Source organism: Neobacillus sp. 204, from assembly GCF_046562815.1.
In the GTDB taxonomy this organism is placed as follows: Bacteria; Bacillota; Bacilli; order Bacillales; family Cytobacillaceae; genus Neobacillus.
In genome coordinates this window covers 367,229-392,999 of sequence record NZ_JBJORY010000003.1, presented here as the reverse complement: position 1 = coordinate 392,999, position 25,771 = coordinate 367,229, and the positions used below count along the sequence as shown (strand labels likewise).

At 39.3% G+C, this 25,771-nt stretch carries 25 protein-coding genes; 19 read left to right on the top strand and 6 right to left on the bottom strand.

Annotated features, from left to right (window positions below; all coding sequences use genetic code 11):
* The first annotated feature begins 229 nt into the window (after nt 1-229).
* The 3 genes from ACJ004_RS09100 to ACJ004_RS09090 all read left to right on the top strand — a co-directional run bounded on the left by ACJ004_RS09100 (nt 230) and on the right by ACJ004_RS09090 (nt 3,428).
* A complete protein-coding gene (locus ACJ004_RS09100) occupies nt 230-1,387 on the top strand; it encodes an ROK family protein (protein ID WP_486348387.1) in 1,158 nt (385 codons plus the stop codon).
* A 42-nt stretch (nt 1,388-1,429) separates the two neighbouring features.
* Nucleotides 1,430-2,398: a 2-hydroxyacid dehydrogenase gene (locus tag ACJ004_RS09095; RefSeq protein WP_410892582.1), complete on the top strand. Its 969-nt coding sequence runs from the start codon at nt 1,430-1,432 to the stop codon at nt 2,396-2,398.
* Between the two features lie 313 nt (nt 2,399-2,711).
* Entirely contained in the window at nt 2,712-3,428 is a 717-nt protein-coding gene (locus tag ACJ004_RS09090) for a CAP domain-containing protein (protein WP_410892658.1), read from the top strand.
* A 540-nt stretch (nt 3,429-3,968) separates the two neighbouring features.
* Here the strand turns inward: ACJ004_RS09090 and ACJ004_RS09085 are convergent.
* The gene (locus tag ACJ004_RS09085) at nt 3,969-4,448 is read right to left on the bottom strand and encodes a GyrI-like domain-containing protein (RefSeq protein WP_410892581.1); all 480 of its coding nucleotides are present in this window, start codon (nt 4,446-4,448) and stop codon (nt 3,969-3,971) included.
* 123 nt (nt 4,449-4,571) lie between these two features.
* Here ACJ004_RS09085 and ACJ004_RS09080 point away from each other — a divergent pair, with 123 nt between their 5' ends.
* The gene (locus tag ACJ004_RS09080; protein ID WP_410892580.1) at nt 4,572-5,042 is read left to right on the top strand and encodes a hypothetical protein; all 471 of its coding nucleotides are present in this window, start codon (nt 4,572-4,574) and stop codon (nt 5,040-5,042) included.
* A complete protein-coding gene (locus tag ACJ004_RS09075; protein WP_410892579.1) occupies nt 5,042-5,536 on the top strand; it encodes a hypothetical protein in 495 nt (164 codons plus the stop codon). The genes ACJ004_RS09080 and ACJ004_RS09075 overlap by 1 nt, the downstream gene beginning before the upstream one ends.
* A 44-nt stretch (nt 5,537-5,580) precedes the next feature.
* Here the strand turns inward: ACJ004_RS09075 and ACJ004_RS09070 are convergent, their stop codons facing one another.
* Nucleotides 5,581-6,597 carry a S66 family peptidase gene (locus ACJ004_RS09070; protein WP_410892578.1) on the bottom strand — a complete coding sequence of 339 codons (1,017 nt, stop codon included), beginning with the start codon at nt 6,595-6,597 and terminating at the stop codon, nt 5,581-5,583.
* A 234-nt stretch (nt 6,598-6,831) separates the two neighbouring features.
* Here ACJ004_RS09070 and kduI point away from each other — a divergent pair, with 234 nt between their 5' ends.
* From kduI to ACJ004_RS09050, 4 genes are all read left to right on the top strand, one after another.
* Nucleotides 6,832-7,662, top strand: a complete 831-nt coding sequence (kduI, locus tag ACJ004_RS09065; protein WP_410892577.1) for a 5-dehydro-4-deoxy-D-glucuronate isomerase — start codon at nt 6,832-6,834, stop codon at nt 7,660-7,662.
* Between the two features lie 48 nt (nt 7,663-7,710).
* A complete protein-coding gene (gene kduD, locus ACJ004_RS09060; protein WP_410892576.1) occupies nt 7,711-8,487 on the top strand; it encodes a 2-dehydro-3-deoxy-D-gluconate 5-dehydrogenase KduD in 777 nt (258 codons plus the stop codon).
* Nucleotides 8,488-8,672: 185 nt separating this feature from the next.
* Entirely contained in the window at nt 8,673-9,665 is a 993-nt protein-coding gene (kdgT, locus tag ACJ004_RS09055) for a 2-keto-3-deoxygluconate transporter (protein ID WP_410892575.1), read from the top strand.
* 61 nt (nt 9,666-9,726) lie between these two features.
* Complete coding sequence (locus ACJ004_RS09050) at nt 9,727-10,677, top strand: sugar kinase (RefSeq protein WP_410892574.1); 951 nt, start codon at nt 9,727-9,729, stop codon at nt 10,675-10,677.
* Between the two features lie 102 nt (nt 10,678-10,779).
* Here ACJ004_RS09050 and ACJ004_RS09045 read toward each other — a convergent pair whose 3' ends face one another.
* On the bottom strand, nt 10,780-11,544 hold the full coding sequence (locus tag ACJ004_RS09045; protein ID WP_410892573.1) for an IclR family transcriptional regulator: 765 nt from the start codon (nt 11,542-11,544) through the stop codon (nt 10,780-10,782).
* Nucleotides 11,545-11,708: 164 nt separating this feature from the next.
* Here ACJ004_RS09045 and ACJ004_RS09040 point away from each other — a divergent pair, with 164 nt between their 5' ends.
* From ACJ004_RS09040 to ACJ004_RS09030, 3 genes are all read left to right on the top strand, one after another.
* A complete protein-coding gene (locus ACJ004_RS09040; RefSeq protein ID WP_410892657.1) occupies nt 11,709-12,356 on the top strand; it encodes a bifunctional 4-hydroxy-2-oxoglutarate aldolase/2-dehydro-3-deoxy-phosphogluconate aldolase in 648 nt (215 codons plus the stop codon).
* A gap of 72 nt (nt 12,357-12,428) precedes the next feature.
* A complete protein-coding gene (locus ACJ004_RS09035) occupies nt 12,429-13,274 on the top strand; it encodes an aldo/keto reductase (RefSeq protein ID WP_410892572.1) in 846 nt (281 codons plus the stop codon).
* A 135-nt stretch (nt 13,275-13,409) separates the two neighbouring features.
* Nucleotides 13,410-16,601, top strand: a complete 3,192-nt coding sequence (locus ACJ004_RS09030; RefSeq protein ID WP_410892571.1) for a DEAD/DEAH box helicase — start codon at nt 13,410-13,412, stop codon at nt 16,599-16,601.
* A 33-nt stretch (nt 16,602-16,634) separates the two neighbouring features.
* Here the strand turns inward: ACJ004_RS09030 and ACJ004_RS09025 are convergent, their stop codons facing one another.
* Both ACJ004_RS09025 and ACJ004_RS09020 read right to left on the bottom strand, forming a co-directional pair.
* Nucleotides 16,635-16,916 carry a YggT family protein gene (locus tag ACJ004_RS09025; RefSeq protein WP_410892570.1) on the bottom strand — a complete coding sequence of 94 codons (282 nt, stop codon included), beginning with the start codon at nt 16,914-16,916 and terminating at the stop codon, nt 16,635-16,637.
* A gap of 121 nt (nt 16,917-17,037) precedes the next feature.
* Nucleotides 17,038-17,619, bottom strand: coding sequence for an HAD hydrolase-like protein (locus ACJ004_RS09020; protein WP_410892656.1), 582 nt, complete (start codon nt 17,617-17,619; stop codon nt 17,038-17,040).
* Nucleotides 17,620-17,774: 155 nt separating this feature from the next.
* Between ACJ004_RS09020 and ACJ004_RS09015 the strand changes: the two genes are divergently transcribed.
* Nucleotides 17,775-17,963 carry a hypothetical protein gene (locus ACJ004_RS09015; RefSeq protein WP_410892569.1) on the top strand — a complete coding sequence of 63 codons (189 nt, stop codon included), beginning with the start codon at nt 17,775-17,777 and terminating at the stop codon, nt 17,961-17,963.
* A gap of 241 nt (nt 17,964-18,204) precedes the next feature.
* Nucleotides 18,205-18,630 (top strand): DUF1801 domain-containing protein, encoded by a 426-nt coding sequence (locus tag ACJ004_RS09010; RefSeq protein ID WP_410892568.1) that lies wholly within the window; start codon nt 18,205-18,207, stop codon nt 18,628-18,630.
* Nucleotides 18,631-18,850: 220 nt separating this feature from the next.
* Here the strand turns inward: ACJ004_RS09010 and ACJ004_RS09005 are convergent, their stop codons facing one another.
* Nucleotides 18,851-19,660 (bottom strand): alpha/beta fold hydrolase, encoded by an 810-nt coding sequence (locus ACJ004_RS09005; protein ID WP_410892567.1) that lies wholly within the window; start codon nt 19,658-19,660, stop codon nt 18,851-18,853.
* A gap of 241 nt (nt 19,661-19,901) precedes the next feature.
* Between ACJ004_RS09005 and hemY the strand changes: the two genes are divergently transcribed.
* The 5 genes from hemY to cysT all read left to right on the top strand — a co-directional run bounded on the left by hemY (nt 19,902) and on the right by cysT (nt 25,768).
* Nucleotides 19,902-21,308 (top strand): protoporphyrinogen oxidase, encoded by a 1,407-nt coding sequence (gene hemY, locus ACJ004_RS09000; RefSeq protein ID WP_410892566.1) that lies wholly within the window; start codon nt 19,902-19,904, stop codon nt 21,306-21,308.
* Nucleotides 21,309-21,708: 400 nt separating this feature from the next.
* Nucleotides 21,709-22,956 carry a cation:dicarboxylate symporter family transporter gene (locus ACJ004_RS08995; protein ID WP_410892565.1) on the top strand — a complete coding sequence of 416 codons (1,248 nt, stop codon included), beginning with the start codon at nt 21,709-21,711 and terminating at the stop codon, nt 22,954-22,956.
* 388 nt (nt 22,957-23,344) lie between these two features.
* Complete coding sequence (locus ACJ004_RS08990; RefSeq protein WP_410892655.1) at nt 23,345-23,515, top strand: YezD family protein; 171 nt, start codon at nt 23,345-23,347, stop codon at nt 23,513-23,515.
* A 264-nt stretch (nt 23,516-23,779) separates the two neighbouring features.
* Complete coding sequence (locus ACJ004_RS08985; RefSeq protein ID WP_410892564.1) at nt 23,780-24,850, top strand: sulfate ABC transporter substrate-binding protein; 1,071 nt, start codon at nt 23,780-23,782, stop codon at nt 24,848-24,850.
* Between the two features lie 84 nt (nt 24,851-24,934).
* The gene (cysT, locus tag ACJ004_RS08980) at nt 24,935-25,768 is read left to right on the top strand and encodes a sulfate ABC transporter permease subunit CysT (protein WP_410892563.1); all 834 of its coding nucleotides are present in this window, start codon (nt 24,935-24,937) and stop codon (nt 25,766-25,768) included.
* Nucleotides 25,769-25,771: the final 3 nt, after the last annotated feature.

The window sequence follows — 25,771 nt, the reverse complement described above, 5'->3', positions numbered from 1 at the left end:
TTAACTATAATTAAAGATTAGGTAGATTCAATAGATGTTTGTATTAATTAGTTCGTTGTGTGGACAAACTAACTTTATCTGTTTACATCTTATAAGAATTAAGCGCTTTAATCAATAGTTTTTTTAAAAAATTTAAGTATAATTTCAATAATAGTTGATTTATAATGGAATGATACGAATGAATAACATGGGACTTAATTTATGCATTATACAAACGGGGTGTAGACTTGTGGTTATTGCTGATCAACTATTAGTGAAAAAAATGAACCAAAAGGTACTATTAAATGAAATCGTTTCTAATTCTCCGATTTCGAGGGCCAGATTATCTGAAATAACAGGATTAAATAAATCCACTGTTTCTTCCCAAGTAAACACGTTGATTGAGAAGAACCTGATTTTTGAAATCGGACAGGGGCAATCAAGCGGTGGGAGAAAGCCTGTTATGCTTGTTTTTAATAAAAATGCCGGATATGCAATTGGAATTGATATCGGTGTCGATTATATAAATGGAATTTTAACGGATTTGAAAGGAAATATTGTCTTTGATCAATATCATCATTTAAAGAAATCTTCACTTGATCAGAACAAAGATGTATTATTTTCAATTATTAAGGAACTTAGCAATCAAATCCCGGATTCTCCTTACGGTTTAATTGGCATTGGGGTATGTGTACCAGGTCTGGTCAATACAGAACAAAAGGTCATTTTCACACCAAACATCGACTGGAACTATCAACTTGACTTGAAATCCCTCATCGAAAAGGAATTTCAGGTCCCAGTCTTTATTGAAAATGAAGCCAATGCCGGTGCATACGGGGAAAAAGTTTTTGGCGCAGCTAAAAATTATGACAACCTCATTTACGTGAGTGTAGGAACTGGAATCGGGATTGGAATTGTGATTAATAATGATATCTATCGAGGGGTTAACGGGTTTGCGGGTGAAATGGGTCATTTAACCATCGACTTTAATGGCCTGAAATGTAGTTGTGGAAACCGAGGATGCTGGGAATTATACGCTTCTGAAAAATCCTTACTCCATAATTTTAAGGAAAACGGTCGGATCACTTCCAATCAGGAACTGATTCATTTAGCCAACCAAAATGACCCGGATGTATTAATGGCATTACAAAATTTCGGCTTTTACCTTGGGATTGGATTAGTAAGCATTTTAAATACATTTAACCCACAGGCGGTTATTATTCGAAATGAACTTGTCGAAGCGCTGCCCATGGTTTTGAATTCAATTAAGAATTCTATTTCATCAAGGAGTAACGACCAGTTTACTAACGGTCACGAGTTATTTCTATCTTCCTTAGGAAAAAATGCTCCCGCCTTAGGGACGTCTTCAATTGTTATTGAACATTTCTTAGAAATGGCTACAGCCTAATAGGTAACGTCTATTTTGCATTGTCGAGAGGTGGAGAAGGGTTTGAAAAGAACGATATATATTACAAGAAAACTACCCGAAGAAATTGTCGGTAAACTCTCAAGGCAATTTCATGTGAAGATGTGGTCTGAAGAAAATGTTCCCGTTCCAAGGGATGTTTTATTGAAAGAAATAGAAGAGATAGATGGGCTTATTTGTCTTATAACGGAGAAGATAGATGAAGAGGTTCTAAGTAAAGCGAAACAGTTAAAGGTGATTAGTAACATAGCGGTAGGCTATAATAATATCGATATTGGCTATGCAACGGAGAAGGGAATTGTTGTGACCAACACGCCTGGTGTATTAACCGAAACAACAGCTGATTTAACGTTCGCCCTGTTAATGGCTGCAGCACGAAGAGTCGTGGAGGGATCTGATTTCTTGCGCAGTGGGGAATGGGGGGCCTGGTCTCTTATGCAAATGACCGGACAGGACATTTTTGGGGCAACCTTAGGGATTATTGGGTTAGGCAGAATTGGAGAAGCCCTAGTCAAACGGGCAAAGGGCTTTGATATGAATGTTCTATATTATAATCGGACACGGAAACAGGAAAAAGAAGAAATGCTTGGGATTCACTATAGGGAAATGAAGGATTTGTTGGAGGAAGCTGATTTTGTTTGCCTGCTGCTCCCTTACAGTCCTGAGGTCCACCACCTAATCGGTAAAGAAGAATTGTCGCATATGAAAAGAAATGCCATCTTGATTAATACGGCAAGAGGGGGCATTGTTGATGAGGAAGCATTATATGATTCTTTGAAGAATGCGGAGATTTGGGGCGCTGGACTAGACGTGTTCGAACAAGAACCCATCCCAATGGATCATCCCTTATTATCCCTGCCCAATGTTGTGACCCTGCCGCACATTGGAAGTGCCAGTCTGAAAACGAGAATGCAGATGGCTCATTTAGCTGCGGATAATATGATGAGTGTATTAGCTGGTGAAGAAGCACTTACTCCGGTTATTAAGCCCTAACAAATAAATGTAAAATACGACACTTTTCTGAAATATTTGTTAAGAATGATTATTGTTTAAAAGCTTGTCAATGTTATTTCCCCTTATAATTATTGGTTGTAATTCTATAATTTGGTAAAAAATGTTGAAATGAGTAGTTTTTGATTATCGTCTCAGAGACTTAGAGTACCAGTAGATAGCAAGAGTTGAAACATTAATAGAATCAAAATAGGCTTTTATAATGTAAAATCCTTCCTCAAATATGACAAAAATCATATGTTACGATGAATTTGCGAAGGAACTGCAATTTGTCAAAACAGGAGGAAGAATAATGATGAAGAAAAAAGCAATTCTAACTGTAGCCGCTGCAGCAGCATTAATGATGTCCAATCCAGTCTTAAATAAAGCTCATGCTGCCACGACTAGTCCGTCGGTGCAGGAAAAGGTCTATGTATATCAAGGAACTAATTTGAATGAGATTAATAGTATTATCGAAAAATATCTTGCTAGTTTCGGTCTTACCTTTTCAAAAAATACTGAAAAGGAGCCAGCTCAGACTGGGCCGAGTCAAACGGTCCCAACCACACAAGAGCCTGCTCAGACTAAGGCACCACAGCCTGTCCAACAACCAGCAGCTGCCACGCAGCCTAGTACAACACAAACCACTAGTGCATTGAGTGCGTATGAGCAAAAAGTAGTCGATCTGACCAATCAAGAACGGGCAAAAAATGGATTACCAGCGCTTAAAGTGGATGTAACGCTTAGTAAAATGGCCCATGAAAAATCACGTAATATGTCTGCTAATGGCTATTTTAGCCATACAAGCCCAACGTACGGGTCACCATTTGATATGATGAAGAAATACGGGATTACCTATCGATATGCTGGTGAAAATATAGCCATGGGACAACGAACTCCTGAGGAAGTAGTTAAGGCTTGGATGAACAGTGAAGGTCACCGTAAGAATATCCTTAGCCCGAACTACAACTATATTGGAGTTGGTTACGTCGCAGAGGGGAATTACTGGACACAGGAATTTATCGGTAAATAAGTATAAAAAACCTTGGGGATGATTTGTCCCCAAGGTTTTTGTGTAATTTACAACTTATAAAAATAATAACTAACCTTTCCAAATAAAAAAACTCTAGTCAAAAAGATTTGGTGATTTTAGATTCGCCCATAAAGTACCTAGATTCGCCCATTGAAGAGAAAAGTCGTTAAATAAATCAAAAATGTCCACATTTTGAAGTGTAATTTTACACAAGATATCACATTTAATGAGTTTCTCATTGAGTTTTAACAACAGTATTTAGGAAAACAGGCAATAAAAGAGTACACCTCTTCTTAAAGAGGTGTACTCCTGTTGAGTTTTCATATGTAACAAACAAGTAAGTATTAGATTTACATATTTAAGGAAGTATCGTTTAGCTCAGCTCTTCCTAAGGTATGGGCTCCGCCTACGCCAAATACCATGATAGCCACGCGTGCTATCCCCTCTAATATGTACTATAACTCTCTATTATTAATAAAATATGAACTAGATGTTAATCAACCATTAATTTTCCTATCATTCCGTAAAAAAATGAACCTTTTATTTTAAAGGGATCCAAATCTCGGAGTAGTAATCAGAACTCCGTGGATCTCCAGCGGAATAGACTTCTAAATCAGGTGTGCCGGCATGCTTGTAATGACCGGAGGGGAACCATTCTGTATATATTTGTTTCCACACTTTTTGAATAGCATCGGGCATTGCACCGTGAACTTCAAATACGGCCCACATGGAAGCGGGGATCTCGAGATTCATTAAACATTCTGGAGTATCACCAGAATGTTCTGTTGCAATCCAGTAATCCATTAATTGCGGCTGAGTTTCTCGTTTATTGACACATACACCAAGGACACCGTTAATTTCCCCATTGTTCATCTTGAATAATAAATCGTTGGTTCCATCTGCATGAACATCAGCCCACATTTTTGGAATTTCCGTTAAGTTCTCACCATTTTCACATGATAACTCGCGCTTGATTCCAACTACTTGAAAACTTTCTCTCTCCATAATTTTGTATTTCATAGGTTCTGCTCCTTTCAATGTTCCCCAATTTGTCAACCGATTATATGATTTCAGTTTCCCAATTTTTAGTATGAATTTTTATAAAATAGTTAAACTAACAGTAAAATCTTTGGGAGGCTTCTTATGGGCTTTGTCATTTTTTTCTTCCTAGCATGGCTGATTGTATCCCTTTTTGTAGTTATAAAGAAGAAATTAACATTTGCCGAAAATACATTGGTTTTTTTAGTTGTTCTAATTGTTAGTATTAACTTTTCCTGGATTGTAATTGAAGAACTGGAACTAATCAAACTGACTAGATCAAGTTTGGGATATACGGGCTTCATACTTAACCGTAGTATAATCATCCCGATCTTAAGTGTTATTCATGTGAATCTTCTTTTATGGTGTCATTCGTTGCTGATGAAAATAATACTATTTGTTTCTGTTGTTATGATACTAATTGGCATAAGTAGTCTCGCTAACTTTAATGACATAACAGAATTTAAACATTGGAATTACTGGTATGATGGAATCTATTTTTTCATTCTAAATGGAATGGCGATTTTTTCTTATAAGTTATATACGAGAGCCTCTCGGAATGTGGTGAGTTATTAATGATTTTATGGGAAAATTTCGATAAAAACGAAATATATATCTTAATTATGCTGGTTATTGCATATACTGCATTTTTCCTATTTCCGAAAAAATTACCTACATCTATTACGATTTTATTTTTAGTGTGGGGATTTGCAAGTGCTACCTTGTTCGATTTCACCATCGGCGGTGGATTGCTCGATTTTTATAAGGTCAATGATTCTAACGAATATGAGCTATTTGATTTGCTCAGCTATTTTTTATTTGCCCCGTTCAGCTATTTTTTTATTTATTTTTATGAAAGATTTAATATCGGTAGAAAGGCATTTATCTTTTATGTGCTCGGGTGGTGCTTTGTGGGCTTATTAATGGAGAAAGTCTCAGGCATTATGGGACTTACACATTATCAGCATGGTTATAGTATGAAGTATTCGTTGGTTGTATTTTTAGTTGTTCAAACAACCACAGCCCTTTACTATGAATTATTAAAGAAAAAGGAACCAGTTTACAAGTGATCTAGGTAAACAAAACTGTGCTTTATTGAACAATCGGTTGGTCATTATGGACGGAAATATTGTAATACTGTACCCTGACCTTCGGAGACTTTCACCTCTGCAAAGGCCCCATTGATGAAAGTAATTTGTGGTGGGAGATGCCCGCAATCAATATCATAAATAACAGGTATTTCAAGTTCATCAGCAAGGTCTTGATAAACATCTTCTACTGTATAGTTTTCCACTGGCTTATTAGCTTCACTTCGGCCAAACATCAATCCCGAACAGTTTTCAAACCAGCCAGCTAACTTCATTTGGACTAAAGATCTTCGTAAATCCGTGGTATTCAGCTCACAATTCTCTAAAAACCAAATGACAGGCTCTCCATTGATATGATGTTTTCTAAAAGTATCTACATCACCGAAGGGTGTTCCAATAAGATGCCTAATAATGTCTATACATCCTCCGAGGAGACGTCCTTGGATTTTTGCAGGACCGTTTCCTACCGTTCTCCAAGAAGTCTGTTCCGTTAAATGAAAAACGCAGGGTGACGGATTAGCATGCTGCCATTCCTTTTGATAGCAGTCAGAGGAATACTGAATAACGGAGTCACCTGAGTTCGTTGCTAAAACATCCTCCCACATCGCAGTTGTTTTATCCATCGATTCCCCTCTTATATCTACGAGATTTGTCCCGTGAGCGGTAGCGATACCTGTTTTTAAGGTAATGGCAAGCAATAGCGCGCTAACATCAGAATAACCCAAAACCCACTTATTATTAATATTTTCAAAGTCGATATGTTCGAGGATTTCGACTAATAACTCACCCCCCCAGGGTGGAATGATGATGTCGATGTCATTGTCTTTGACCATCGCATTAAATTCGGCCGCCCGTTTAAGTGCTGAGGCTGACTTAGCCTTGTCCTGAGTCCATACCGTTTTACCTAAGATCACCCGGAATCCCCTTTGTTCCAGTCGGCTGCATGCAAGTTTAAGGATTTCGTGCAATGGTGATGGCACCCCGGATGAGGGGGCTGTAACTCCGATAGTTGCGTCCTTTTTTAAATAAGGATAGGTAATCATAATGGATATCTCCCTATGCTTTTAGATGATTTTACCAAAAGGAACGAAACCTCGCCATATGTTTTCAGCAGCTCAGCTGACGAAAACATAAAAAATAAAAATTCACCTTTTTGTCAAATTACTACTAGCCATTTGAAAATGAAAACGCTATAATTAAATTATGAAACATCGTACCACGATGTGGAACAAAATAAAACATTGTTGATAACAATTAAATATAAGGAGATGGATATTGTGGAAACTAGATATTCGACACACCCAGATCATGCAAAAGCATTTACAACTGAAGAACTTCGCAAACACTATTTAATTGAAGAGTTATTTATGCCAGGCGAAATTAAGCTCGTTTATACAATGGAGGACCGTGCCATTGTAGGGGGCATCACACCGATGGAAGAGTCGATTTCATTAAAGGGGTATGATCAAATCAAAGCAGATTACTTCTTAGAACGCAGAGAAGTTGGGATTTTTAATGTCGGTGGAAGCGGGAAAATCACAGTTGATGGCGTGACATATGAAATGGACAACAAAGATTGCTTATATGTTGGCCTAGGGAAGAAAGAATTGCTGTTCACTAGTGAATCCACTGTAAGCCCAGCAAAGTTTTATTTATTCTCTGCTCCAGCTCATAAAGAGTATCCAGTGCAACATGTTGCCTTTAAGGATATTGAAGGTGACCGATTAGGGTCACTTGAAAGTGCCAATGATCGAGTGATCCGTCGAATGATCCATAATGAAGGGATTCAAAGCTGCCAGGTTGTGATGGGTTTGACGCAATTAAATACGGGAAGCGTATGGAACTCAATGCCAACTCATACACATGACCGCAGAATGGAAGTCTACCTCTATATTGATTTAGATGAAAACGCAAGAATGTTCCATATGATGGGTGAGCCAACGGAAACGCGTCATCTTGTAATGAAGAACGAACAAGCGGTTATTTCGCCGCCATGGTCCATTCATTGCGGTAGTGCAACCAGTAATTATACTTTTATCTGGGCAATGGCTGGAGAAAATAAAACCTATAATGATATGGATCAAGTAACCATGGACCAATTGAGATAACTTGTAAACTGCAAGATTCGAAGACATAAAAGAAGAGGGGCAAAACAAATGAGTTTAAGAGATTTTTCACTAGATTTTTTTAAGTTAACAGATAAGGTTGCGATTGTGACAGGAGGAAATACGGGTCTTGGACAAGGATATGCAATCGCATTAGCTAAAGCAGGAGCAGATTTGTTTATTGTTTCACACGATACCAACTGGGATGAAACCAAATCTTTAATAGAAGAGACAGGACGCACTGTCCATTTTCATCAGGCAGACTTAACAGTGAGGGAAAATATTAAGAGGATTGTAGACGAGTGCCTGAATGTCTATGGAAAAATAGATATTCTTGTAAATAATGCAGGAACCATTCGTCGTACACCGTTACTAGAATACAAACAAGAAGATTGGGATGCGGTCATGGATATTAACCTGAACGCTGTCTATTTTCTAAGTCAAGAGGTTGCTAGAGTAATGGCCAAGCAAGAAAGCGGAAAAATTATCAATATTGGTTCGATGCTGTCCTTCCAAGGTGGTAAATTTATTCCACCATACACAGCAAGTAAGCATGGGGTGGCTGGTCTTACAAAAGCATTTGCAAACGAATTAGGCCATTACAACATCCAAATTAATGCAATTGCACCAGGTTATATTGCTACCGCTAATACAGCTCCAATTCGTGAGGATGAAGGACGTAATGCGGAAATTCTCTCTCGTATTCCTGCAGGAAGATGGGCCGATCCTTCAGATCTTATGGGGGTAGTTGTCTTCTTATCTAGTAAAGCCTCCGATTACATGAATGGACATATTCTTGCAGTTGATGGTGGTTGGTTAGCCCGTTAATCAGGGAGTAGTAGCTTCGGAAGGGTTACAATCAAGAGTTATTTCAATTTTGTGGTGTAAATTGAGTTCCAAATGTCAAAGGCGGTTCAATTAGATAGCTTAATTCAAAGCCGCCTTTGGTTTTCAATGAAAATAGCCTTGCTAAAACATTACCCATTATAAACCGAAAGGTAAGGTATGCAAATATGAAAATTATGAAGACGATTGAAAAAATTCCTGGCGGACTAATGCTGGTTCCATTATTTTTAGGTGCAATTATCCATACGCTTGCTCCAAAATCTGGTGAGTATTTTGGGTCCTTTACAAATGGGTTAATGACCGGTACTGTACCAATTCTAGCTGTATGGTTTTTCTGTATGGGTGCAGGGATCAATATTAAAGCAACAGGTACTGTTTTACGAAAATCAGGAACACTTGTGGTAACAAAGATAGCGGTTGCATGGGTAGTTGCCATGGTTGCTGCCATGTTTATCCCGGATGGCGGAATTCAAACAGGCTTTTTTGCAGGGTTCTCTGTTCTCGCTTTAATTGCCTGTATGGATATGACAAATGGCGGGTTATATGCTTCCATTATGCAGCAGTACGGTTCCAAAGAAGAAGCAGGTGCGTTTGTACTCATGTCACTTGAATCAGGCCCACTAGTAACAATGTTGATTCTTGGCTCAACTGGATTAGCAGCCTTTCAACCGCAAGCATTTGTAGGCGCTGTCTTACCTTTCTTAGTAGGGTTTATTCTTGGTAACTTGGATAAAGATTTCCGTGAGTTTTTCAGTAAAGCTACACATACAATGATTCCATTCTTTGGTTTTGCCCTTGGTAACTCGATTGACCTGACAGTGATTGCGAAGACTGGTCTGGCAGGAATTCTATTAGGTATTCTTGTAATCGCTATCACAGGTATTCCATTAATGCTAGCAGATAAGTTTATCGGCGGAGGAAATGGAACAGCAGGACTTGCTGCCTCTAGTACAGCGGGTGCTGCGGTTGCCAATCCAATGATCATTGCCACGATGAAACCAGAATTTCTTCCTGTTGCCCAGTCCGCAACGGCTTTGTGTGCAGCATCTGTTATCGTAACGTCTATATTAGTACCAATCTTAACTGCCTATTGGTCACAATACATGAAAAAGAAAAACAAAGGATCCGTTGTGCAGGACGGAAATAAAGCTACGGCTTGATAATTAAATCAAGGGAGACATATTCAGCGTATGTCTCTTTTTCAATTAAGGGGTGGATCGTATGAGTAGAATTATGACTGTGGGAGAACCGATGGCACTCTTTGTTGCAGAACAAGAGGGTTCATTAGAAAACATAGAGCGTTTTGATCGTTTTGTTGCAGGTGCGGAGGTCAACTTCTCCATTGGGATGTCACGATTAGGGCATAAAGTTACATATATTACCCAATTAGGAATGGACCCGTTTGGAAAAAATATCGAAAAGTTTCTAAAGCAGAATGCCATTGATACCACGTATGTGACGTTTAATGCTAATTATTTAACAGGGATGCAATGGAAGCAAAAGGTAGTGAGTGGTGATCCAGAAGTGTTTTCAGCTCGAAAGAATTCAGCTGCCTCACATATGGACTTGGAAACGATCGCTCATTTAAACTGGGATGGCTTCGATCATATTCATTTGACAGGCATTCCCCCGGCTTTGTCTTCGGGGTGTCGGGAGATGGTTTACGAACTAATGAAGGAGGCTAGGGAGCGAGGCGTGCAAATTTCTTATGATCCTAATTTGCGCCCTGGACTTTGGCCGGACAAACAAGAAATGGCTCAAGTCATTAACGACCTTGCCTGCCGTGCGGACATCGTTCTTCCCGGCATTGAGGAAGGGAAGCAGTTAACAGGGAAAGAAGACATTCATGAGATTGCGGAATATTATCACGCCGTCGGTGTAAAAACAGTCGTTATTAAACTCGGGGCAACAGGGGCGTTCACAAGTTCAGAAGGTGAACAATTTTACACCGAGGGTTTCCCAGTAAAGAAAGTCGTCGATACGGTAGGTGCTGGTGATGGATTTGCAGTCGGTGTGGTTAGCGGAATACTGGAAGGATTACCTTTGAAGGAAGCGGTAAAACGCGGAGCAGCAATCGGTGCGCTTGCTGTGATGTCACCTGGAGATAACGACGGGTTACCCAATAAAGATAGCTTGGAAGCTTTTATCGAAGACTCACTGGAAAAGCTTTAATAATAAGCATTTGTAAAAGGAAGAAAACCAGGCAAAAATACTTTTGCCTGGTTTTATGAATAAACAAAAAAGAGGATTCTCAAGTAGAGAGCCCTCCTGCCACTAAGAACCTGTGTATCCAAGGTTCCTTGAGATTGCAATACTATACTGTTTCATTTTTTCAATTAAAGTGTGATTGATAACATCCATTGTTACTCGGTTATTAGGTCCTGAAATACTAAAACTGGCAATAATTTTCCCTTTATGGTCGTAAATAGGTGAGGCAATACATCTTAGAACTTCTTCATTTTCAGCATTGTCTAATGCATAACCTTGGACCTTCACCTTTTCGATTTCATTGATGAATTCTTCTTTCGAAGTAATCGTTTTTGGTGTTTTAGGAATGAAGTTAATTTTTGAAACGATTTCCTCAAATTGGTCCGGATTCATGCCAGAAAGTAATATCTTTCCTACACCAGTACAGTACATGGGGGCTCTGCTTCCAATTCGCGAATACATCCGAATGGTTTGATTACTTTCAATTTTATCAATATAAATCACTTCGCCGCGATCTTCAATGCATAAATGAACCGTTTCATTCACTTCTTGTGATAATTTTTCTAAATATGGTTTTGCGACAGTGACAATATTCGAGTGATTTAAAAGGTTTCTAGAAAGAAAGAGGACTTGTAAACCAAGTTTATATTTGTCGGTTTCTTCATCTTTCACAACATAATTCATATTCGATAATGTTGATAACAATCGATGAAGAGTACCTTTTGTCAGTCCAACCTGCTCCGCTAGTCGCGTGATCTGGATGCCATCAGGATATTCAGAAAGCTTATTTAATATGGTTAGAGCTCTTTCAAGGGATTGAACATTAGACATAGATTTCTACCTCTTTTGAATGTTTTCATTTTACTTTATTGGAACGCTGTTCTATTATATGATACGTTATAGAGAATCTTTTGTAAATTTAAATTAAATCAATGAAAACTATTTTGAAATAATTCTTCTCAACAATAAAAAGTAGAAAGAAAGTGACAATCATGATGAAAAAAATCAATATATTAACGAAAATTGCTGAATGTGGTGTGGTTGCCGTTGTAAGGGCAGACTCAAAGGAAGAGGCCGTTAACATTTCGGAAGCCTGTGTAGAAGGCGGGATACAAGGGATCGAAGTTACCTTTACTGTGCAAGGCGCAGATGAAGTCATTAAAGAATTAACATCCCTTTATCAAAATAATAATGATGTAGTAATTGGAGCAGGAACGGTACTTGATGCAGCAACCGCACGGATTGCCATTTTGGCGGGGGCGCAGTTTGTAGTAAGTCCAGCCTTCGATCAGGAAACGGCAACACTATGTAATCTTTATCAAGTACCCTACATGCCTGGCTGTATGACCCTCACCGAAATGAAACGTGCATTAGAAGCTGGGGTCGATATTGTGAAACTGTTCCCTGGAAGTGCCTTTGGTCCAGAGTTTGTCAAAGCAGTAAAAGCTCCGCTTCCACAAATAAATATTATGCCAACTGGCGGTGTCGATTTAGATAATGTCGATCAATGGATTAAGAATGGCTGTGTAGCCGTCGGGGTAGGCGGTAATCTAGTGGCACCGGCTAAAACAGGGGAATTTAACAAGATTACTGAGTATGCAAAACAGTATATCGAAAAAGTACAAACTGCTAGAGGAAGATAAACTTTATAAGCGCCTTTCGCTGCAATCAACAGCCAGGTTTAACACAGCTAAAATAATGAGGAGGAATAGATGATGGTACCAACAAATTTAAAAAACACAACTACATTACATAATGGTGTACAAATGCCATGGGTTGGATTAGGTGTATTCAAAGTGAACGAAGGGGAAGAGGTGGTTCAATCCGTTAAAGCAGCCATTAAAAATGGATACATTAGTATTGATACCGCCGCTATCTATAAAAATGAAGAAGGCGTTGGTCAAGCGATTAAAGAATCAGGGATTCCACGCGAAGAACTATTTATTACGACCAAGCTTTGGAATGCGGAACAAGGCTATGAATCAACTTTAGAAGCTTTCGAGACTAGTTTAGAAAAGCTAGGACTTGATTACTTAGACCTTTATTTAATTCACTGGCCTGGAAAAAATAAATATAAAGAAACATGGAAGGCCTTTGAAAAGCTCTATAAAGAGGGTCGTGTCCGCGCGATTGGCGTAAGTAACTTCCAAGTTCACCATTTAGAAGATTTAATCAGTTCAGCAGAGATTAAACCAATGGTAAACCAAGTAGAATTCCATCCACATTTAACCCAAAAAGAGCTGCTTAGCTACTGTAAAAAGGAAGGAATCCAACTAGAAGCATGGTCGCCTTTAAAACAAGGGCAGCTTCTAAATGAACCGGTTCTTGAAGATCTTGCGCATAAATATAATAAATCTGTTGCTCAAGTGATCTTGCGCTGGGATCTGCAGCATGGTGTGGTGACCATCCCAAAATCAATCAAAGAACATCGCATTATCGAAAATGCGGATATTTTTGATTTTGAATTGTCCGCTGAGGATATGGAAAAAATCGATGGATTAAATCAAGATAGCCGCGCTGGCTCTCATCCTGATACGATGAGATTCGGCTTTGAAGAATAGAGTTGAATTATCAAGCGCCTGCCCACCGTTTTAAAAGGCAGGCGTTTTTCATTCTAGAGTAAAAAAGTACTTATGCTATAATGTTTTATATCTTAACTGACAGCAGAACCTAAACCTCAGGAAGGAGCAGGACACTTGAACGTTCCATTAACTCATAAACGCATTAAAGAAATGTGTGGCACTGTCTCCTTCAAACGAGGAGATTATTTTTATCAAACAAATAAAGTGATATTTCAACAATTTCTCCCTAATCGTTGCCAAGCAACAGTGATTAGCGACGAAGACTTTCAGGTGTCAATCGAAATAGGTCCCAATGATGACCTTCGAACCGAATGCAGCTGCCCGAAACTGGCATCCTTTACGAAGGAGTGTCAGCATATTGCGGCGGTTTTAATAGCTATTTATGAACACCAACAGAAAGGGACCATCCCTATGGTGGCTCAAGCGACTAATCAAGAACTGACCGAGGGGTTACTCAATCTCTTTTCGACTCAGCCAGTCCGATCAAGCGGTCATCAACTGCATTTTGAAAAAAGAAAAGTGCTAGATATCGAGTTTACCTTGAAACCCATTGATATTGGCAAGGGAAGAAATCTATTCACGATTGGAATTACGGTTGAATCAATCAAGGTCCAGAACATTCGTAACTTACTGGAGCAGATCAGATTAGGAAAGACCTGCATACTTTCTAGTTCCTTTACCTTTGACCCAAGTCAGCATTGCTTTCAAAAAGAAAACAATGACGTTCTCGAACAACTCATTCAAGTCATGCGGGATGAAAAGGTTTATATGGATGTGGTGCCTGACACCACTAAAGAACAGCTGCTATTCATTCCGTCTTCCGTATGGGGACGGCTGCTTTCTTTCCTTCAAAACATACCGACAGTGCTGGTGGAGTATGATGGACAAACCTATTTGGGATTGCATGTATCAGACGAAGGGCTGCCCTTACAGTTTGATTTTACTATAGCGGAGGGGAACGGCTATCAGCTGAAAGTAAAAAACTTGGGCAGGATGATATTCTTAGAACCCTATCATTCCGTTCTATTTGAAGGGAAAATGAAACAGCTGGAAGAGCAGGACTTTAAACGTCTTTCCGACCTCAAAAAGATGCTCGATGCCTCAGGTACGAGTCAAATTCCGATTCCACAAGCACAAATCCAGTTTTTTCTGGAAAAAGTGGCACCTGGCTTAAAAAAACTAGGACAGGTTACAATCGCTGAATCAATCACGAAGCAATTGATGTATACACCCTTAGTTGCCAAACTCTATTTGGATCGGCTGAAAAATCGCTTGCTGGCTGGACTTGAATTTCACTATGGAAATTTAATGATTAATCCATTGGAAAATAGAGATCTCCCAGCAGGCGCGGTAGTTATCCGAGATGTAGAAAAGGAAGAGGAAATCCTGCAGATTTTTGAGGATAGCTCGTTTGCCAAAACGGACGGAGGGTATTTTCTCCATCATGAAGAACTGGAGTATGATTTTTTAACTTACGTCGTTCCGAAGCTTCAAAAGCTCGTCCGAATATATGCAACCACTGCTGTGCGAAATCGGATTTCCAGAGAGAATTTTCGTCCGCAGGTGAGGGTGAGGATTAAAAAGGAACGAACCAACTGGCTTGAATTCAAATTTGAAATGGACGGCATTCCTGAAGGACACATACGCGAAGTCTTGGCGTCTTTAGAGGAAAAAAGGAAATATTATCGTTTGCCTAATGGATCACTCCTCTCGCTTCAGACAAGAGAATTCAACGAAATCCAGCGTTTTCTTTACTCACCATTGACAAAAAACAAGGATCTCGCCAGCGGTTTGGATTTACCCATTGAGCAGAGTCTTCAACTCCTTGATACGGTCGAGGTTAGTGATGCGTTCAAGCTAGAGGAATCTTTCCGGCAGTTCCTCGATCACCTACATTATCCCGGCAAGTTGAAGTTCGATGTGCCAACGAGTTTAGAACCTATTCTCAAAGAATATCAAAAACAAGGGTTTAAATGGATGAAAACTCTTGCTTTCTATGGATTCGGAGGGATTTTAGCTGATGATATGGGACTCGGAAAAACGGTTCAAAGCATCGCCTATATCTCATCTGTACAATCTGATATCCGTAAAAATAACCAGCCTGTTCTTGTAGTTTGTCCGTCATCGTTGACCTATAACTGGCTGGCTGAAATCAGGAAATTTGCTTCCCAGTTAAAAACGGTTGTGATTGATGGCACAAAAACAGAGCGGACCAAGCTGCTGACAGAACGGACGGATGTTGATGTCATGATTATCTCCTATCCGTTACTGCGCCGCGAGATCAACTGGTTTGAGAAGCAAACGTTTCATACCGTGTTTTTCGATGAAGCGCAGGCCTTTAAAAATCCGTTGACCCAAACCGCTCGAGCGGTTAAGAAGCTGGAATCCAATTATCGCTTTGCCCTAACAGGAACACCTGTGGAAAATTCGTTAGAAGAGCTGTGGTCGATTTTTCATGTTGTTTTTCCAGAACTGTTCCTCGGTCTTAAGGAATACAGCAAGCTTACCAGGCAAACCATTGCGCGGAGAATTCGTCCTTTTTTACTGCGCAGATTGAAGGAAGATGTCCTTGCTGAACTTCCTGAAAAAATGGAATCGCTGGAATCGGTCGAACTACTTCCTGAACAAAAGAAATTGTATGCTGCTTATTTGGCGAAATTAAGACACGACACGTTGAAGCACCTCGACAAAGACACAATTCGAAAAAATCGGATCAGAATATTAGCTGGTTTGACGCGGCTGCGGCAGATTTGCTGTCATCCAGGCTTATTTGTAGATGATTATCAAGGAAATTCGGCGAAATTCGAACAACTCTTGAAAATCGTCGAAGAATCAAGGATCTCTGGTCGAAGGGTGTTAATCTTTTCACAGTTTACGAAAATGCTGGAACTCATCGGGCGAGCGTTAACGGCGCAAGGGATGCCTTTCTTTTATCTGGATGGACAGACTCCATCAGAAGAACGAGTCGAGACCTGCGAACGCTTTAATCAAGGTGAGCGGGATTTGTTCCTTATTTCGTTAAAAGCAGGAGGGACCGGCCTTAATTTAATGAGTGCGGATACGGTCATATTATATGACACATGGTGGAATCCGGCTGTGGAGGAACAAGCTGCTGACCGTGCTCACCGGATGGGACAGAAAAATGTCGTTCAGGTTATCAAGTTGGTGGCCCGAGGGACGATCGAGGAAAAAATGAATGAACTGCAAGATAAGAAGAGACACCTCATCGAAGAAATTATTGATTCGGATGAGAAAGTCATGTCTGCCCTTACCGAAGAAGATATTAGGGAGATTTTGATGATATAAAAAAAGGAGCTGCAGCGCAGCTCCTTTTTTGTTTTATGCTCCAAGGACATTCAATGATTGGCGCAGACCTTCTAAAGCAAATCTCCGGATAAATTGAAAGGCAAATAATGCGATAATCGGTGAAAAATCAATAGGACCAAGAGGTGGGATAAACCTTCTAAACAATCCTAAATAAGGTTCGACAAGCTTGGCAACCCAGCCTCCAAGCTTTGATGCTTGAAACTTAGGAAACCAGGAACCAAAGATAGATATTAAAATTAACCAATAATAAATCTCAAAAACATACTGACCAATTAAAAATATAGTTGAGCCCAATATAGATCTTCCGTTCTATAATAATTTTTTTTAAATCTTTTAATCATCCTACCTATATACACTTATACGATTTAGTTTAAATAAAGTTTCAAAAATTATCACGTTGATTTTTTAAAAGAAACTAATTTTGTCGAAGCGGGTTAAGAACCTCTGGTATAAAATCAGCATAGCTATCAATATGAAAATCCGCTTCAATGTTTCGATTTTGAAAAGCACACGTTTTAATATTTAATTTACGGGCCGGAATTAAATCTAAATCTCGGTCACCGACGACCAAATCGATATGGTAACTTTTTAAAACATATTCATAGGAGGAACTGTGTGGTTTCCTTGTAAACCCTTGTTCTTCAACAGAAACAATGTCTTTAAAATAGGGAGCTATTTGATATTTTTCAAGCAAAAATACGGTGGATTCCTTATCACGATGTGTAACAATAATATTGTTATCAACAGAAGATAAAGCTTCCTCTAAGTGCTCAAATGGCTGGCTTTCCGTCTTTGAATAATAGTTATGTAAGGTTTGATACTCATGTCGCTGCTTCTCATCGATTCCATAATGTTTAAAGGCTGTTTTGGAATCAATTTTAAGCCACTTCAGCACTTCCTCGCGGTCCAAGTCTTGTTGGCTTAAGTTGATGAATCCAGAGACAAGTGCTGGATAGGTATCAAACAGGGTTCCGTCGAAATCCCATAGTACGTTAATATGAATCCCTCTTTTCAGTAACGTTTTGATTTTTCTTTTAAGAGAGTACCATAAGATGAAAATAAAGAAAAATCATTAGGCGCATTGGAGGGGGAAAATTTGTTATACTTTACCTTAGGAATGCAAATGTTAATAGATAGAAATGAGGGATAACAATGCCATTTGATCGTTCAACACTTGGATTACCATATTTTAGCTTAGAGGCAGCAGCCGTTGACAAAAGTCCAAGTGAATTGGTCATTACTGACGAAACGAAAGAAAACTATTACATAGTCTCTCGGGAAGTATACGAGGACGGCCCGCAACAACTTGGGTATATAATTGTTGTAGAAGAAGGAGAGTAGAGCTACTCTCTTTTTTTCATGGACTCTTTCTTAACTTAATGGGAAGACCAGTCGATTAACAACTTGTAATACTTCCTTCTACATATGTAACTCCAATTTAGTAACCTTTATTCTTACAATAGTAACATTAAGCAGGAAAAGCAAGAATGAAAGAGTATACATTAATACAAAGGTCTGTAATTTGTTCTTTTTACCAATAATGGTTTTAAAATCATCAATTTTAACTAAAAGGAGTGGAAAAATGAGCTATCAACAAAAAACAAAAGAGACAGATAACAGTGTGATTGAGTTTATTGAAAACGTCGACAACCCGAAAAAACGCGAGGATGCGTATAAATTAATAGATATTTTTACAGAAACAACAGGATATGAGGCAAAGATGTGGGGTCCAAGTATTATTGGTTTCGGATCCTATCATTATAAATATGAATCCGGTCACGAAGGAGATGCTCATTTCGTTGGCTTTTCGCCGCGCAAAGCAAAAATTAGTTTGTATTTTGCTCCGGGAGAGACTAAGCGTGAGGAATTGCTCAAGAACTTTGGGAAACATACGACTGGAAAAGGGTGTGTGTATATCAATAAAGTAGCCGATATCGATGTCTCTGTCTTAAAAGAACTCATTACCGTGTCGGTCGAATTTTTGCAAAAAACCTATCCAAATTCGTAAAGCGGCCAGGGATTTGTCTTAAAGAGGTTGAGATAAATTAAAGAACGTTCCATTGACCGAAAAGAGAAAAAAAGAAGCCCTTCGGTAAATGAAAGAGTGTCCCAATTACCGAAGGGAGAAAAAAGGAGCTTGCTCGGTAAATGAAAGAACGTTTCATTGATCAAAAGGAGAAAAAAGGAGCCCGCACGGAAAATGAGGAAAGCGTGTGTTCATTCTAATTCTACCCAACGAAGTTGGCCAATTCCTCTGTAAACTTTTTCTGCTCTTCCCAGAACAATCCGTGACCGCTATGTTCAAACCAAACCAGCTTAGATGTCATTATTCCTTGATGTAGGACGGAAGCCAGCGGTGGCAAACAAATTTGATCATGTTTCCCATGCAGAATTAATGTTGGTACTTGAATTCTCTTGATATCAGCGAATAAGATTTCATCTCGTAAGGAAGCAAGCAAACCTGCTGTAGAATGACCTGCAGCTTCAAGGCCTAATTGAAAGAACCAGTCTGAAAAAGGTTTAGTGATGGCTTGATAAAAGAACATGTTTGAGAAGTCAGCAAGCATTTCTGGACGATCGTTATAAATCTGCCCAAGTAGGGCATTGACCGCTTCTTCCTCTAACCCAAAAGGGAAGCCGGGCCGCTTAATAAAACTAGGAGCCGCTGCACCAAAAAGGGCCAATTTCGAAACACCATAGCCATTATGGCGTCCCATATACCTGATAACAATCGCTCCACCGACAGAATGTCCAGCCAGCGTGAAATTCTGTAAACGAAGTGCTTTAACAATTTGGCGAATATCGTCGGCCAGCTTGTCGTAGGAATACCCTTCCCAAGGCTTATCCGACTTGCCAAATCCCCTAAGATCTATCCCTATACACCGATACCCCATAGCAGGAAGGACATTAAACTGATATTCAAATAATTTATGATTAGCCGGCCAGCCATGAACAAAGAGGATGGTCTTTTTACTTTTGGGATTAATGTCTTCTACATAAATATTCACTCCAGTCGCAACTTTTACATAATACCCCATTTCTATCCCTCCCTTATAACAAGGCTATTCATTGATAGCTAGGCTAATACTTCGTGAACATTTTAGTACAACTTGTAAATCTTCACTTTTTCATCTTTAAATAGTTTACAATGTACATTGGAGGAGAATGGATGGCACTCTCCTTTATAAAAAAAATATATATGTGAAATTATGAACAAACTAACTTTCATTCAACTGAGAATTTTTGGATAAAAATCATTTACTGGAGCTGGTTTCTACAATGGATAAAAAGAAAGTTGTCATTATCGGTGGAGGGATTACGGGGTTAGCAACCGCCTATTACCTGCAAAAGGAAATCAAGGAGCAAGCATCGCCGCTTGAAGTTAAACTATTTGAGGCGAGTGACCGATTTGGCGGTGTGATTCAGACGGCAAAAAAGGACGGCTTTATTATTGAAAAAGGTCCCGATTCCATTTTGGCCCGAAAAGCGAGTGCGCTTAAACTGATTAAAGAAGTCGGTCTTGAGGACAAAGTGGTCTCTAATACAGCTGGGAAATCTTATATTTACGCTCGAGGAAAGATCCACTCGATGCCCGAGGGAGCTTTTATGGGGATTCCAACTCAGGTGACTCCATTTGCGCTCTCGGGACTATTTTCTCCACTAGGAAAACTACGGGCTGCTGGTGATTTTATTTTACCAAAAGGAAAAGAAAAATCCGATCAGTCGCTTGGTGAGTTTTTCCGCAGAAGGCTTGGCGATGAAATCGTGGATAACTTAATCGATCCACTTTTGTCAGGGATATATGCAGGGGACATTGACCGGTTAAGCTTAATGTCGTTGTTTCCGATGTTCTATCAGATGGAGCAAAAACATCGAAGCCTAGTACTTGGCTTGAAAAAAACGATGCCGGCTCCGCCAAAATCGGCAAAAAAAGAACCATCTAAAAAAGGCATGTTTATTTCCTTATCTACCGGTCTCGAGTCGTTAGTTAACGAAGTCGTCAAGCGGATGGATGAGGGAACTGTTAGTAAAGGAACGCCCGTGGAAAAGATAGTCAAAGAACATAATACCTATACGATTACCTTCGCAGATGGAAAGGTAGAAAAGGCGGACTGTGTAGTCATTGCAACGGAACATTTCCATGCCCAAAAGATGCTTTCTGATTATCCATTCATGCATTCCTTTGATGATATGCCGTCTTATTCTGTAGCAAACGTGGCGATGGCTTTTCCTAAGTCAGCAATTAAACAGGATATTGAGGGAACAGGCTTTTTAGTGTCAAGAAACAGTGACTTTAGAATAACAGCATGCACCTGGACTCATAAAAAGTGGCCTGGGACGACACCGAAGGATATGGCATTATTACGTTGTTATGTGGGGAAACCAGATGATCAAGCTGCGGTGGATTTATCCGATGAAGAGATTATGAATCTTGCCTTAAAGGATTTAACTAAAACCATGAACATAACCGAAAAGCCATTGTTTCATATCATTACAAGATGGAAAAGGGCTATGCCTCAATACAATGTCGGCCATATTGAACGGATGAAGTATATAAAGGAATCGCTTGCTAAGGAACTGCCAGGAGTATTTTTAGCTGGAGGCTCTTATGAAGGTGTAGGTATTCCGGACTGTATTGACCAAGGAGAAACAGCGGTGAAAAAAGTGTTAACGTTTTTGAAATAGGTTGTAGATGGAGTAGGGGTTAGAAACCTACTCCATCTTTTTATTTTAGGATACTTTTCAGTTGCTCTTCTAGTTAAACAATATTATCAATATAATAATTCTTTTGAAGGTAATAATCGTAAATATGTCTATCTAATGGCAGAGATTTTGAATGTAAAAACTAATCAAATAATAGGTATGAAGTCTTGGAGAAAAAGGATTATTATTATTCTGAAATTTGAAATGAAAGTATTTCCCAATAAAAATAGGTTGTTAAAAGAGTGAAAAATCATTAAAATTAATAAAGTGCTGTATAGTTGAGAAAAATTATCATTTTATTAACAAATTTACAAAGATTTTACTTTTTAGTTGACCCCTCTGTGTAATCAGCTTTTATTAAGATAGAAAAGGAGAAATGCAAATGAAGAAGATTAGTTTAGCATGGCAGATTTTCATTGGGCTGGCACTCGGTATTATTGTTGGTGCAGTGTTTTATGGTAATCCACATGTGGCAAGTTACCTCCAGCCAATTGGCGATATATTTATTCGTTTAATTAAAATGATTGTTGTTCCAATTGTTATTTCCAGTCTGATTGTTGGTGTTGCAGGCGTTGGTGATATGAAGTCTCTAGGAAAGCTTGGCGGAAAAACCCTGCTATATTTTGAAATCATTACTACTATTGCGATTTTCGTCGGACTTCTTGCGGCAAACGTGTTTCACCCGGGAGCTGGCGTAGATAAATCGAAACTTGTGAAAACAGATATTAACAGTTATGTAAGCACGGCGGAACAAACAGAATCACATTCAATGATTGATACTGTTGTAAATATTGTTCCTACGAATATCATTCAGTCAATCGCAAACGGGGAAATGCTGCCAATCATCTTCTTCTCCGTTATGTTTGGACTTGGAGTAGCTGCGATTGGAGAGAAGGGGACCCCAATCATCAATTTCTTCCGAGGAACAGCGGATGCGATGTTCTATGTTACCAACCAAATCATGAAACTAGCTCCATTTGGTGTGTTTGCATTAATTGGTGTTACTGTTTCAAAATTTGGAGTCACATCATTAATTCCACTGGGAAAATTGGTTCTTGTTGTATACGGAGCTATGTTTTTCTTCATTCTTGTCGTCCTTGGATTAACAGCAAAACTTGTTGGATTTAACATTATCCATCTCATTAAATATTTAAAAGACGAATTAATTTTAGGCTATACAACAGCAAGTTCTGAAACGGTCCTTCCGAGAATTATGGAAAAAATGGAGAAACTGGGTTGTCCTAAGGCCATTACATCGTTTGTTATTCCAACGGGATATTCCTTTAATCTTGATGGATCGACACTTTACCAAGCGATAGCAGCGTTGTTTATTGCACAAATGTATGGCATTGATATGAGTATTATGGACCAAATTACCTTAGTGCTTGTATTAATGTTAACCTCTAAAGGAATTGCCGGAGTTCCAGGCGTTTCGTTTGTTGTACTTCTTGCAACATTAGGAAGTGTGGGAATCCCTGTAGAAGGTCTAGCATTTATTGCTGGTATTGACCGAATCCTTGATATGGCACGTACATGTGTGAACATTGTCGGTAACTCTTTGGCAGCTATTGTTATTACCAAGTGGGAAGGCCATAAGATTAAAAATTATCAGGAACAAAAGGTTGCTTAATAGTGGTTAAAAGGACATCTTCTTCAGGGGAGATGTCTTTTTTTCTATGTTTCAATCCATCGACTTACTTTTGAAGGAAATCTGGATCCAAACAGATAATTCATTAAAACCCACTTGACAGGTAGGAAAAGTCAGAATAAAATGTAAATAATTCAATGAGATTTAGAGCGAGAGATTAAATGAATATCAAGCTGATTGGATAACCAAAGGCTTATACTCTTAGTTAGGTAGGGGTGTAAGTTTTTTTATTAGAAGGGGGACTGATCATGAATTACCCGATTAGTAAGTGTTGTCCGCATTGTTGTCAGTCATCAAATCCAGAGTCTTTTTTTAATTATAAAACCAAGTATTCTTATGTGAAATGAAGAGATTAAGAGAGGATGATTCGATGGCAATCGTGGATTCAGCTAAAGCAAATTATATTCTATCTTTACTTAAAGGGATCGAGTATGGTTCTGTGGTTATAACCGTTCATGACGGAACTATCACCCAAATCGATAAAACAGAGAAAACTAGATTTACACAACAAAAAAAGTACGCTTCTAAAGAACAAAAGTGACCACATTAAAAAAATAGCCGATCAGTCAACTGAAGGCTACTTATTTTCTAGACTATCCGAAGGATGAGTATTTCTGATTTTGGTCTTATCTTAAGACCGAAATGCAGACACTTATTCTTTATGAGATAGTACTAAAAATAGGTAGCCTTTTTTGTTTGGCTGTGTTAAAGGTTCTTATTGATTTTGCTACCCTGCTGATTGGAGCGGAAATCAACAGACAAGTTTAACACAGCCTCTTGTTTAAAAATAAGGAGGAAATAACAAATGAAAATAGCCTACAAATTCACAACCGTACTCATTCTTATCGCTCTTATTTTGGCCGGATGCGGCAGTCAGGCTAGTAATCAAAGCTCTGAGAAAAAGGATGGAGGAGCCAATCAAGAAGCGTCAAAAACAAAGGAACCTGTCCAATTATTAAATGTCTCATATGACCCTACCCGGGAGCTTTATGAAGAATTTAACGGGGAATTCGCTAAGTATTGGGAAAATAAAACAGGGCAGAAGGTGACCATTCAACAATCACATGGTGGATCCGGGAAACAAGGTCGTGCTGTTATTGATGGGCTTGAGGCAGATGTAGTGACATTGGCATTGGCCTATGACATTGATGAAATTGCTAATATTGGCGGCCTACTATCAAAGGACTGGCAAAAGAACCTAAAGGATAACTCAACACCCTATACGTCGACGATTGTGTTTCTAGTTAAAAAGGGGAATCCCAAAGGAATTAAGGATTGGGACGATTTAACGAAAAAGGGCACTTCCGTTATAACCCCAAATCCGAAGACGTCAGGCGGAGCCCGCTGGAACTACTTAGCAGCTTGGGCCTATGCAAAAGATAAATTTAATGGTGATGAAACGAAGATTAAGAAATTTATGAGTCAATTGTATAAAAATGTAGAAGTATTAGATTCTGGTGCACGCGGGGCAACCACTACTTTCGTGGAACGAGGCATTGGGGATGTCTTGATTGCTTGGGAGAACGAGGCCTTCTTGACCCTCAATGAATTAGGAAAAGACAAGTTTGAGATTGTTGTCCCATCGATCAGTATTCTTGCCGAACCACCGGTTGCCGTGGTGGATAAGATTGTCGAGAAAAAGGGAACAAAAGAGGTAGCTGAGGCCTATTTGAACTATTTATACAGTGATGTTGGACAGGAAATTATCGCTAAGAATTATTATCGTCCGCGCAATCAAGCGATTCTTGATAAATATGCAGATGTCTTTCCAAAAATTAATCTTGTGACGATTGACGATGATTTTGGCGGGTGGAAAAAAGCACAAGAGACGCACTTTAATGATGGCGGGACGTTTGATCAGATTTACCAGCCTTAACAAGTAGTTCAGTTAGACGGGTGTCCTCCATCAAGAGTGATGAGGGGCGCCCAACATGTATCTTATCTGGAAGGGGTCAACCTCATGGCTCGTTTAGCAAGTATGAAAATGAAAAGAAATAGTGTGCTGCCGGGATTCGGTCTTTCGTTAGGGTTTACGATGTTTTATATAAGCATTCTTGTCATTCTGCCATTATCGATGATCTTTATTAATTCTGTGACTGTTGAGTGGTCAAAAATTTGGGGGACGATTTCAGATCCGAGGGTGGTAGCCTCCTATAAATTGAGCTTTGGTTCAGCCTTTTCAGCGGCGTTTATTAATGTTATTTTTGGTGTGCTAATCGCGTGGGTGCTGGTCCGATATCCGTTTCCTGGTCGAAAAATCATCGATGGACTAGTTGATTTGCCGTTTGCTTTACCAACAGCAATTGCCGGGATTGCCTTAACGACGTTGTATACGGAAAATGGCTGGGTTGGGCAGTTTTTAAGTTTTAAGGTGGCGTTTACTCCGCTCGGGATTACGCTAGCATTAACTTTTATTGGACTGCCCTTTGTGGTACGGACCGTCCAGCCCGTCCTGCAAAGCTTGGATAAAGAAATAGAAGAAGCTTCGGCAAGTTTAGGGGCAAACCGTTCGCAAACGTTTGTAAAAGTAATTTTTCCAGAATTAATGCCGGCTGCGTTAACAGGTTTCGCGCTCGCCTTTGCTCGTGCCCTCGGGGAATACGGCTCGGTTGTCTTCATTGCAGGGAATATGCCGATGCGGACAGAGATAACTCCACTACTAATCATGACGAAGCTAGAACAATATGATTACGCTGGAGCTACGGCGATTGCGGCAGTAATGCTGATTTTTTCCTTCACGATTCTTCTTATTATTAACGTATTGCAGTGGTGGACGAATCGGAAATTTATTTAGAGA

What these genes read in the sequence shown, in the direction of transcription:
- ACJ004_RS09080 (WP_410892580.1), top strand. Translation starts at nt 4,572, where the DNA reads ATGGGCTTTGTCATTTTTTTCTTCCTAGCATGGCTGATTGTATCCCTT.
- kdgT (WP_410892575.1), top strand. Translation starts at nt 8,673, where the DNA reads ATGAAAATTATGAAGACGATTGAAAAAATTCCTGGCGGACTAATGCTG.
- hemY (WP_410892566.1), top strand. Translation starts at nt 19,902, where the DNA reads ATGGATAAAAAGAAAGTTGTCATTATCGGTGGAGGGATTACGGGGTTA.
- ACJ004_RS09050 (WP_410892574.1), top strand. Translation starts at nt 9,727, where the DNA reads ATGAGTAGAATTATGACTGTGGGAGAACCGATGGCACTCTTTGTTGCA.
- kduD (WP_410892576.1), top strand. Translation starts at nt 7,711, where the DNA reads ATGAGTTTAAGAGATTTTTCACTAGATTTTTTTAAGTTAACAGATAAG.
- ACJ004_RS09045 (WP_410892573.1), bottom strand. Translation starts at nt 11,544, where the DNA reads ATGTCTAATGTTCAATCCCTTGAAAGAGCTCTAACCATATTAAATAAG.
- ACJ004_RS09010 (WP_410892568.1), top strand. Translation starts at nt 18,205, where the DNA reads ATGAGCTATCAACAAAAAACAAAAGAGACAGATAACAGTGTGATTGAG.
- ACJ004_RS09035 (WP_410892572.1), top strand. Translation starts at nt 12,429, where the DNA reads ATGGTACCAACAAATTTAAAAAACACAACTACATTACATAATGGTGTA.
- ACJ004_RS09040 (WP_410892657.1), top strand. Translation starts at nt 11,709, where the DNA reads ATGAAAAAAATCAATATATTAACGAAAATTGCTGAATGTGGTGTGGTT.
- ACJ004_RS09005 (WP_410892567.1), bottom strand. Translation starts at nt 19,660, where the DNA reads ATGGGGTATTATGTAAAAGTTGCGACTGGAGTGAATATTTATGTAGAA.
- ACJ004_RS09015 (WP_410892569.1), top strand. Translation starts at nt 17,775, where the DNA reads ATGCCATTTGATCGTTCAACACTTGGATTACCATATTTTAGCTTAGAG.
- cysT (WP_410892563.1), top strand. Translation starts at nt 24,935, where the DNA reads ATGGCTCGTTTAGCAAGTATGAAAATGAAAAGAAATAGTGTGCTGCCG.
- ACJ004_RS08995 (WP_410892565.1), top strand. Translation starts at nt 21,709, where the DNA reads ATGAAGAAGATTAGTTTAGCATGGCAGATTTTCATTGGGCTGGCACTC.
- ACJ004_RS08990 (WP_410892655.1), top strand. Translation starts at nt 23,345, where the DNA reads ATGGCAATCGTGGATTCAGCTAAAGCAAATTATATTCTATCTTTACTT.
- ACJ004_RS09085 (WP_410892581.1), bottom strand. Translation starts at nt 4,448, where the DNA reads ATGAAATACAAAATTATGGAGAGAGAAAGTTTTCAAGTAGTTGGAATC.
- ACJ004_RS09070 (WP_410892578.1), bottom strand. Translation starts at nt 6,597, where the DNA reads ATGATTACCTATCCTTATTTAAAAAAGGACGCAACTATCGGAGTTACA.
- ACJ004_RS09090 (WP_410892658.1), top strand. Translation starts at nt 2,712, where the DNA reads ATGAAGAAAAAAGCAATTCTAACTGTAGCCGCTGCAGCAGCATTAATG.
- ACJ004_RS09075 (WP_410892579.1), top strand. Translation starts at nt 5,042, where the DNA reads ATGATTTTATGGGAAAATTTCGATAAAAACGAAATATATATCTTAATT.
- ACJ004_RS08985 (WP_410892564.1), top strand. Translation starts at nt 23,780, where the DNA reads ATGAAAATAGCCTACAAATTCACAACCGTACTCATTCTTATCGCTCTT.